The sequence below is a fragment of the Streptosporangium sp. G11 genome, from assembly GCF_051192615.1.
In the GTDB taxonomy this organism is placed as follows: domain Bacteria; phylum Actinomycetota; class Actinomycetes; order Streptosporangiales; family Streptosporangiaceae; genus Streptosporangium.
Window position 1 is genome coordinate 1 of sequence record NZ_JBPJUQ010000164.1, and the last position, 7,925, is coordinate 7,925.

A 7,925-nucleotide genomic window follows, 5' to 3' on the forward strand; every position below is an offset into this window, starting at 1 on the left:
GCGAAGGAGCGGACGTGTTTGATGAGCGCGGTCAGCTCCGGGCATCGGGCCAGAACGGCCTTGAGCTGGAGATGGTGAGTCTCTTCTAGTCGTTCGGGGTGGGTGGCGATCCAGCCGGTGACCTTGCGAACCGAAGGCGCCGGTGGTGCGACGGGGCTTGGTGCACGCATAGGTCGCAGATAATCGCTCAGCGCGGCGTAGCTGCCGCGGTAACCAAGCGCGGTGATCTCCTTCAACAGGCGGGTGGCGTTGTGCTCGCCTTCTTTCCAGCGCTGGTGCAGGTAGGGCTTGAAGTCGTCGACGGCGCTGGGCTTGTTCGTCCACTGGCCCCAGAGCAGTTCTTCGGGTGTGGTGGCGCGGGCATAGCGGATTACGGTGTGGTGGCCCATGCCGAGCTGGCGGGCGATGCTTCGAAGGCTGTGCCCAGCCGCCTTCAGCTCGTGGATTCTGGCGTGCTTGGCGCGGGTCCGGTCGGCGAACCTGGTGGAGCCCTTCGGTCGCGGGGGCCGCGGCTGGGCCGCTGGTTCAGGCTCGGGAGCGTCGGTTTGGTGTTCTCGCAGGCAGGAGCGGTGCCGGGCGACCGACCGCTCCACCGCTTGGATGAGGTTGTGCCACAGGTGCCAGCGATCGGCGCATTGGGTCGCCTGGGGTGCGCCTTTGAGGGCGCCTTCGGCATAGGCGCTGGCCCGGTCGCGGCAGATCACTTCCACTTCGGGGTGCTGGCGCAGCCAGTCGGCAAGGGTGTTGGCCTGACGGTCGAGCAGAAGATCGATGGGCCGGCGGGTGGCCATGTCGATCAGGACAGTGCCATAGCTGTTGCCGCGGCGGGTGGCGAAGTCATCCACGCCCAACACGGTGACCTGGCCGATCTCGGGATCGGGAAGGGCATGGATCAGCCGAATCAAGGTGGAGCGGCTGGCCGCCACGCCAAGCACGCTCGCCAGTCGCGCACCGGCGCGACCCGCCAAAGCCAGCGCGACAGCTTCCAGCATGGCGCGAAGCAACAGGGTGCGGCGGGCGTGCCGCTGGGTCAGCATAGGCACCTGCTCGACGAAGGTACGCATGTCGCAGGAGGGGTTGTCACAGAAGAACCGGCGGACCTCCAAATCGATCAGCACGGGCTGGCCCGCCGTGGTCAGATCATGAAGCCGTCGCCGGTAGCGGCTGTGTCGTCGACCCGAGGGGGTGGCGCATCGTCGGCACGTTGCATCGTCGGTTCGGGTTCGAGCCGTGATCAGCACGCCCCCTTGGTCTTGCTCGATCGCTTGAACGTGCACCTGGTTGAGATGCGGGAACAGCAGGTTGACGTAGCAGGCTTCCTCACCTGCCGAGGCGTGCTGCACAATAGCCCTCGCGGCCGCTCGTGATGATCAGTTCTGGGATGAACCGGATCATGACGATGCGGCCGTTCTCTCGCTCATCGAGTTACCGAATCGCGATCACCAGCCATGCGTGCACAGACGACAGGATCACCATCCGTCACCACTTCACGGACTTTGATCCAGATCCCGACTTCACATACGAAGCACCTACGGCGAAGGGGGACCGGCCTTGACCTCACGGATCAGGGCTTTGGCGGTGGCCCGGACCCACTCACCCGGTAGCAGGCAGGCCTTCGCCCGGTAGGTGCCTATGGCATGCCGCCGGATGGGCCTCCCGGAATCGGTGTCGGCGGCGGTGTCGGCTCCGGAGCCGGCCTTCTCTTCTCTGTGAGAAGAGGGCGCGACTCGTGCCCTCGCAGAGCGCTGACCGCCTCGGGGAGAGTCAGGCGAACCTCGAAGTGATCCACCATGCGCGTCAGCTCGAAGAGACGACGCGCACGCCCCTGCGGGGGAAGGACCACGATCAAGCGCCCCTGGCGCCGCTGGATTTTCTGGCGCATCTGCACCAGGGCGCCCACCCCGGCCGAGGCGATGAAGGTCACCTGGGTGAGGTCGACGACCAGCAACAGGTCCTCGAAGGTGCGCAGCGCCTCATCGAGCTTCACCGCCACGCCCGGGACCGTCACAGCGTCCAGCTCACCGATCAGGCGAAGCACCCGCACCGACCCCACATGCCAGCTCTGCACCTGCGGCGCGGCTCGATCACCCGGCACGACGCCCCCTCGCGGTCGCGTACTGCGTCAACGTGGCCATTGTCCTGGTTGTTTTAGCGGCGCTGACCTACGTGGAGGGCCTGGTCGTGGCGGGCGAAGATGTCCAGCAGCACGCCGATGGGCACACCCGCCTCGGTGGGATAGCGGAAATGCTGGTCGGGGTTGATCGTGTAGTGGTTGCGGCGGCCCACCTTGGCGCGGGTCAGGTAGCCCGCCTGGTGCAGGTCGGTCACGATGCCCTGCGCCGCGCGCTCGGTGATGCCGATGACGGCCGCGATGTCGCGCAGCCGCGCCTGCGGGTCATGGGCGATTTCCAGCAGGACCCGGGCGTGGTGGGTCAGGAAGGTCCACGAGGACGAAGGCTGATCGGAACTGTTTTCGGCCACGTCACATCCTCCCAACATCGCCGGAGCAGATCACCATGGAACGGACAGGTACAGACATCAGCACGGGAAGAAGTATACCGGAAATATCTTTCGTGTATCTTTATTCCGACGTAGGGTGGAGACGTCCGGGTTCGTCAGCGTGCATCAGGGCAAGTAGGGGGATCGATCACATGGCTGTAGTGCAGCACCGGCCGGCTCACCGCGCCCGGCAACACCGACTGCCGGCCTCATCGGCCGCCGGCCCGCGACGAACGCCTGACGGTGAAGCCGTGACCATCCAGGAGCAGGTTGTATCCGGCGAGCGCTGGGTCGACGCCGTGCTCTACCTCGATCGCACGCTGCGCATCACCTACAGCCCGGCCCCGTCCGGAGGGGCGGTCCGGCTGATCGGCGAGCTCGACGTCACCAACACCCGGGCGGTCGCCCGGACCCTGGCCCTGGCCCGGGCAGCCGAGGACATCCTCATCATCGATGTCGGCCGGTTGGAGTTCGTCGACCTCGCGGGCCTGCGCATGCTGACCGGCCTGTGCCGCGACGGCGTGGCCCACCTGATCAGTGTGCCGGTCGGCATGCGCCGCCTGCTCGGCCTGCTGGACCGGGCGGACGTCCTCGACGAATGCGCGTGACGGCGCCCGGCCGGCGTGCCGAGGCGGCCTGCGGCTGATCAACGGGTGGAGGGTGCCCCCGTGAGGGAGCGGGAGCTGGCTGAGCGGATACGCAAGACCGCGGAGCGGCGGCAACTTCGTGTCGGCTCGCCAACGCCACTGACCGTTCCGTTGTCGGTCAAGCCCCGCATGACAGTTTCGTCGGTGCTCATGCCCTGACACCCTTTCTGCCCTGCCCGTGGCCCGTGGGTGGGCGCGGCCGATCTCTACCATCCCCGATCCCCGCGACGGTTCGCATCTGCGGGGACCAGGTTTACGGCAGCAGGATCGTGCCGATGCCGAGGATGCGCAGCATCGGCCACTTCATCACGAGCGCGGCCACCGTGATCCCGAGCGCGACGGGGCTGAGCGTTCCCAGGTCGGGAAGCTGCATACTGAACGGCCCCCGGGCCCAGGTGAAGGTGCGGCCGAACAGGGTGTGCTCGGCGAAGTAGAGCGCCAGCTTGCCGTCTGACCGGAACGCTACTGCCGCCGCACGGGGTCCTGGCCGGGTTCGGCCGCGCTCGCTTCGGCTCCCGGCCCGTCCTCGGCGGCGATACGGTCCAGCCACTCGTCGAGCAGGGTGCGTTCCCCGGAGGTCAGGGACCGCACTCCGTCGCGCATCAGGGACTTGAGCGCGATGGCGTGCACGGCCGCGTGATGCGCTCCCGCCTCCTGTCGGCCGGTGCTGTCGTCGGCCGGGACGAGTGCGGAGGCCAGTATGGCTTCGCGGACGTTGTCGGACAGACCTTCATAGTGCCCAAGCCTGTCATCGGCCTGGGCGGCGATGAGGGTGAGCGTCACCCCCATGCCGGAGGAGTGGATCATCGCCGCGGCCGCCTCGACGCCCGTCCGCAGCCGGCCCGCCTTGGCCACCCGTTCGACGAGTCGCAATAGCACCTGGTGGGCCTCACCGGTCACCGCGGACTGCTGGCCGGACCGCGGCTCGGTGTACAGCAGCCGGTACAGCGCGGGATTGGCCAGTCCGAACGCCACGTGCATGTCCCAGCCGCGGCGCAGCTGCGCCACCGGATCGCCGTCCTCGTCTTGTGCCTGTTTGGCGGCCAGGTAGGACGCGTACCCCCGCCGGGCCACCTCGTCGAGCAGTCCCTGCATGTCGCCGAAGTGCCGGTAGATGGTCTGTGCCTGCACGCCGGCGGCCGCGCTGACGGCGCGCGTGGACACCGCTTCACGTCCTCCCTCGGCGAGCAGGTCCGTCGCCGCCCGCAGGATCCGTTCGCAGGGCTGCGCTGTCGTCGTCCTTTCGGTTACCGCCATGCATCGACGATAACACTTGCGACGCATCGGTGATGTGTTAGCGTTGATGTGCAAGCCTCGTTATCGGCGATGTATTCGTTGGCGCGCCAACATCGGAGGATCAGCCATGCCCACCAGAACCCCGGCCGAGCGCTGCTGAAGATCGTTGCCGACGAGATCGTCCGCGTGGTCGGTCTTCCGGCCGGCCAGCGCCCCCGGCGCACCGTCGCCGACGGCTTCGACTACGGCGCCGAGATCACCAACGGCGCGGCGGAGGAGCCACGGCTGCGCCTGGCCCGCCGCATGGACCTCACCGGCCTGCCGCAGCACGCCTGAGCACCCGCGCGACCCTCTGCCCCCTTCTCGATCAACCTCGTCCAACAAGGAGAACCACCATGACCATCGCCACCCGCAAGCTCGGCGCGAGCGGCCCCGAGGTGTCCACCATCGGGCTGGGCGCCATGGGGATGTCCGATCTGTACGGGCCCGCCGACGACGCCGAAAGCATCGCCACCCTGCACGCCGCCCTCGACGCGGACCTGAACCTCATCGACACCGCAGACTTCTACGGCTCGGGCGCCAACGAGATGCTCATCGCCCGGGTGTTGAAGGAGCGCAGGCGCGAGGAGGTCGTCCTGAGCGTCAAGTTCGGCTCGCGCCGCACCCCCGACGGCGGCTTCCAGCCCGTTCCCTACGACGTGTCCCCGGCCGCGGTCAAGGACCGCCTCGCCTACTCCCTGCGACGGCTGAACACCGACTACATCGACATCTACCGCCCTGCGCGCCTCAACCCCGACATCGCCGTCGAGGAGACTGTCGGTGCACTCGCGGAGATGCAGCAGGCCGGCTTCATCAGGTACATCGGCCTGTCCGAGGTGGGGGCGGACACCATCCGCCGCGCCGCGGCCGTCGCACCCATCAGCGACGTACAGATCGAGTACTCGCTGCTCTCCCGCGGCCCGGAAGCCTCCATCATCCCGACGCTGCGCGAGTTCGGCATCGGCCTGACCGCTTACGGCGTGCTCTCTCGCGGCCTGCTCAGCGGCCACTGGACGACCGCGCGGCACCTGGGCACGGGCGACTTCCGCGCCTACAGCCCCCGCTTCCAGGGCGAGAACCTCCAGGCCAACCTGCGCCTGGTCGAAGCACTGGGACGCATCGCCGAGCGCCTGGACGCCACCACCAGCCAGATCGCCATCGCCTGGGTGGCCGCCCAGGGCCAGGAGATCGTCCCTCTGGTCGGCGCCCGCCGACGGGAGCGCCTGGCCGAATCCCTCGGCGCCGTCGGCCTCGTTCTGGACGCCGGCGCCCTGGCCGAGATCGAAGCGGCCGTTCCCGCCGGGTCTGCCGCCGGCGAGCGCTACGCGGCCCCCCTCATGGCCGCCCTCGACAGCGAACGCTGACCCACACCCAACCTCCGCCCGGCTCGCCTCGGCGGGTCCGACGAGTACCTCACCGAAGGATGGATCACCATGACAGACACCACTACCCGCGTCGCCCTGGTCACCGGCGGCTCCGGCGGCATCGGCCGCGCGGTCGTCGAGCGTCTCGCCAAGGACGGCATCGCCGTCGGCGTGCACTACGCCGGCAACAAGGCCCGCGCCGACGAGACGGTCGCCGCGGTCACCGCGGCCGGCGGCAGGGCGATCGCGGTCGGCGGTGACGTCGCCGACGAGCACGCCATGGCGGAGGCGTTCGACGCCGTGGAGCGGGAGTTCGGCGGCATCGACGTTGTCGTCAACACGGCGGGCATCATGCTGCTGTCGCCGATCGCCACACTGGACCTGGACGACCTGGACCGGATGCACCGCACCAACATCCGCGGCACCTTCGTGATCTCCCAGCAGGCGGCCCGGCGGGTGCGCGCCGGTGGCGCGATCATCAACTTCTCGACCTCGCTCACCCGCCTGCAGTTCCCGACCTACGGGGCCTACGCGGCCAGCAAGGCCGCCGTCGAGGGCATGACCCTGGTCCTGGCCCGCGAACTGCGCGGCAAGGACATCACCGTCAACGCCGTGGCTCCCGGCCCCACCGCCACCCCCCTGTTCCTTCGAGACAAGGACCAGGCCACGATCGACAACCTTGCCAAGGCCGCCCCGCTCGAGCGTCTGGGCACACCGGAGGACATCGCCGAGGCGGTCGCGTTCCTCGCCGGTCCGGCCCGCTGGATCAACGGCCAGGTCCTATACGCCAACGGCGGCGTGGCCTGAACGCCCTCCCCCTCCCTGCACGCCCTTCCTGACACCCGTCGCGCGCCTCCTTCTCCAGTGCGGGCAGCGACCCCATCCCAAAGGAGAGAACTCCCATGAGCAACATCGTCGTGATCACCGGTGCGTCCAGCGGCTTCGGCGCCCTGACCGCCCGCGCCCTCGCCGACACCGGCAATGCCGTCTACGCCGGCATGCGGCAAACCACGACCCGTAACGCCCCGCAGGTCGAGGCCGTCGCCGACTACAGCGCCCAGCACGGCGTCGACCTGCGCTCCATCGAACTCGACGTCAACTCCCAAGTGTCCGTCGACGCCGCGATCACTCGGGTCATCGCCGAACACGGCCGCATCGACGTCCTGATCCACAACGCCGGGCACATGGTCACCGGCCCCGCGGAAGCCTTCACCCCAGAGCAACTCGCCGAGCTGTACGAGGTGAACGTGCTCTCCACCCAGCGCGTCAACCGTGCCGCCCTCCCGCACATGCGCGCGGCGGGCAAGGGCCTCGTGATCTGGGTATCCAGCTCCAGCGTCAAGGGCGGAACCCCGCCCTACCTGGCGCCCTACTTCGCCGCCAAGGCCGGCATGGACTCCCTCGCCGTGAGCTATGCCGCCGAGCTCGCCCGCTGGGGTGTGGAAACGTCGATCGTGGTCCCGGGCTCGTTCACCAGCGGCACCAACCACTTCGCCCACTCGGGCCACCCGGCCGACGCCGCGATCGAGGCGGAGTACGAGACGAAGTATCCCGATCTCATGGACCAGGTTGCCCAGAAGCTCGCCGCGCTGGCCCCTGAGGGCGCGGACGCGTCCCTGGTCTCTGACGAGATCGCCCGGATCGTCGCGCTCCCTGCGGGGCAGCGCCCGTACCGCGTGCACATCGACCCGGCCAACGACGGCTCCGAAGAGGTTTCGAACGTTGCCGATCGCGTCCGCAGTGAGTTCCTCACCCGCGTCGGCCTCGACGACTTGCTCGCCGCACACCGGGAGGCACCTGGCGAGATCGCGGCGCAGTGCATGAACGCATGAACGCTGTTGGAACCACCCGCAGCTGTTCCGACTCGTACTGAAGGGTTGAAGGGGGCAGGGTTCGATTCCCTTAGCTTCGCTTTTAACCCGGTGTCGGATGTCAGGCCGTCCGGTTGGTCGTTTTGATGGCCGGGTGACGGGGAGCAGGTCCGCGGAGGGTGCCGCGTGGGCGGCCCGGGGAGTGTCCACATGGTTGTGGTGGGCTGGCGGGAGTGCCTATCACCGCGTAAACGGAGCGAAATGCGCGTCGCACGTGTCCGGGCGTTAATCGGTGGGTGGGCAGGGGTTTTCCCAGGGCAGGCGCAGGT

The 7,925-nt window shown here is 68.5% G+C and carries 9 protein-coding genes; 5 read left to right on the top strand and 4 right to left on the bottom strand.

The window, feature by feature from the left end; genetic code table 11:
• The 3 genes from ACSDR0_RS48380 to ACSDR0_RS48390 form a co-directional block, all read right to left on the bottom strand.
• Positions 1–1,343 (bottom strand): ISL3 family transposase (locus ACSDR0_RS48380; protein ID WP_435295743.1); only part of this gene is annotated, 1,343 nt, incomplete at its 3' end.
• Positions 1,344–1,630: 287 nt separating this feature from the next.
• A complete protein-coding gene (locus tag ACSDR0_RS48385; RefSeq protein WP_435295744.1) occupies positions 1,631–2,095 on the bottom strand; it encodes an STAS domain-containing protein in 465 nt (154 codons plus the stop codon).
• Between the two features lie 53 nt (positions 2,096–2,148).
• A complete protein-coding gene (locus ACSDR0_RS48390) occupies positions 2,149–2,481 on the bottom strand; it encodes a helix-turn-helix transcriptional regulator (RefSeq protein WP_435295745.1) in 333 nt (110 codons plus the stop codon).
• Between the two features lie 269 nt (positions 2,482–2,750).
• On the opposite strand from ACSDR0_RS48390, the gene ACSDR0_RS48395 reads away from it, so the two are divergent.
• The gene (locus ACSDR0_RS48395) at positions 2,751–3,107 is read left to right on the top strand and encodes an STAS domain-containing protein (protein ID WP_435295746.1); all 357 of its coding nucleotides are present in this window, start codon (positions 2,751–2,753) and stop codon (positions 3,105–3,107) included.
• 501 nt (positions 3,108–3,608) lie between these two features.
• Here the strand turns inward: ACSDR0_RS48395 and ACSDR0_RS48400 are convergent.
• Positions 3,609–4,403 (bottom strand): TetR/AcrR family transcriptional regulator, encoded by a 795-nt coding sequence (locus ACSDR0_RS48400; protein ID WP_435295747.1) that lies wholly within the window; start codon positions 4,401–4,403, stop codon positions 3,609–3,611.
• Between the two features lie 78 nt (positions 4,404–4,481).
• Here ACSDR0_RS48400 and ACSDR0_RS48405 point away from each other — a divergent pair, with 78 nt between their 5' ends.
• The 4 genes from ACSDR0_RS48405 to ACSDR0_RS48420 all read left to right on the top strand — a co-directional run bounded on the left by ACSDR0_RS48405 (position 4,482) and on the right by ACSDR0_RS48420 (position 7,617).
• Positions 4,482–4,718 (top strand): hypothetical protein, encoded by a 237-nt coding sequence (locus ACSDR0_RS48405; RefSeq protein WP_435295748.1) that lies wholly within the window; start codon positions 4,482–4,484, stop codon positions 4,716–4,718.
• Between the two features lie 59 nt (positions 4,719–4,777).
• On the top strand, positions 4,778–5,785 hold the full coding sequence (locus tag ACSDR0_RS48410; protein WP_435295749.1) for an aldo/keto reductase: 1,008 nt from the start codon (positions 4,778–4,780) through the stop codon (positions 5,783–5,785).
• A 69-nt stretch (positions 5,786–5,854) separates the two neighbouring features.
• Positions 5,855–6,592, top strand: coding sequence for an SDR family oxidoreductase (locus tag ACSDR0_RS48415; protein ID WP_435295750.1), 738 nt, complete (start codon positions 5,855–5,857; stop codon positions 6,590–6,592).
• Positions 6,593–6,687: 95 nt separating this feature from the next.
• On the top strand, positions 6,688–7,617 hold the full coding sequence (locus ACSDR0_RS48420) for an SDR family NAD(P)-dependent oxidoreductase (RefSeq protein WP_435295751.1): 930 nt from the start codon (positions 6,688–6,690) through the stop codon (positions 7,615–7,617).
• Positions 7,618–7,925: the final 308 nt, after the last annotated feature.

What these genes read in the sequence shown, in the direction of transcription:
- ACSDR0_RS48410 (WP_435295749.1), top strand. Translation starts at nt 4,778, where the DNA reads ATGACCATCGCCACCCGCAAGCTCGGCGCGAGCGGCCCCGAGGTGTCC.
- ACSDR0_RS48400 (WP_435295747.1), bottom strand. Translation starts at nt 4,403, where the DNA reads ATGGCGGTAACCGAAAGGACGACGACAGCGCAGCCCTGCGAACGGATC.
- ACSDR0_RS48415 (WP_435295750.1), top strand. Translation starts at nt 5,855, where the DNA reads ATGACAGACACCACTACCCGCGTCGCCCTGGTCACCGGCGGCTCCGGC.
- ACSDR0_RS48420 (WP_435295751.1), top strand. Translation starts at nt 6,688, where the DNA reads ATGAGCAACATCGTCGTGATCACCGGTGCGTCCAGCGGCTTCGGCGCC.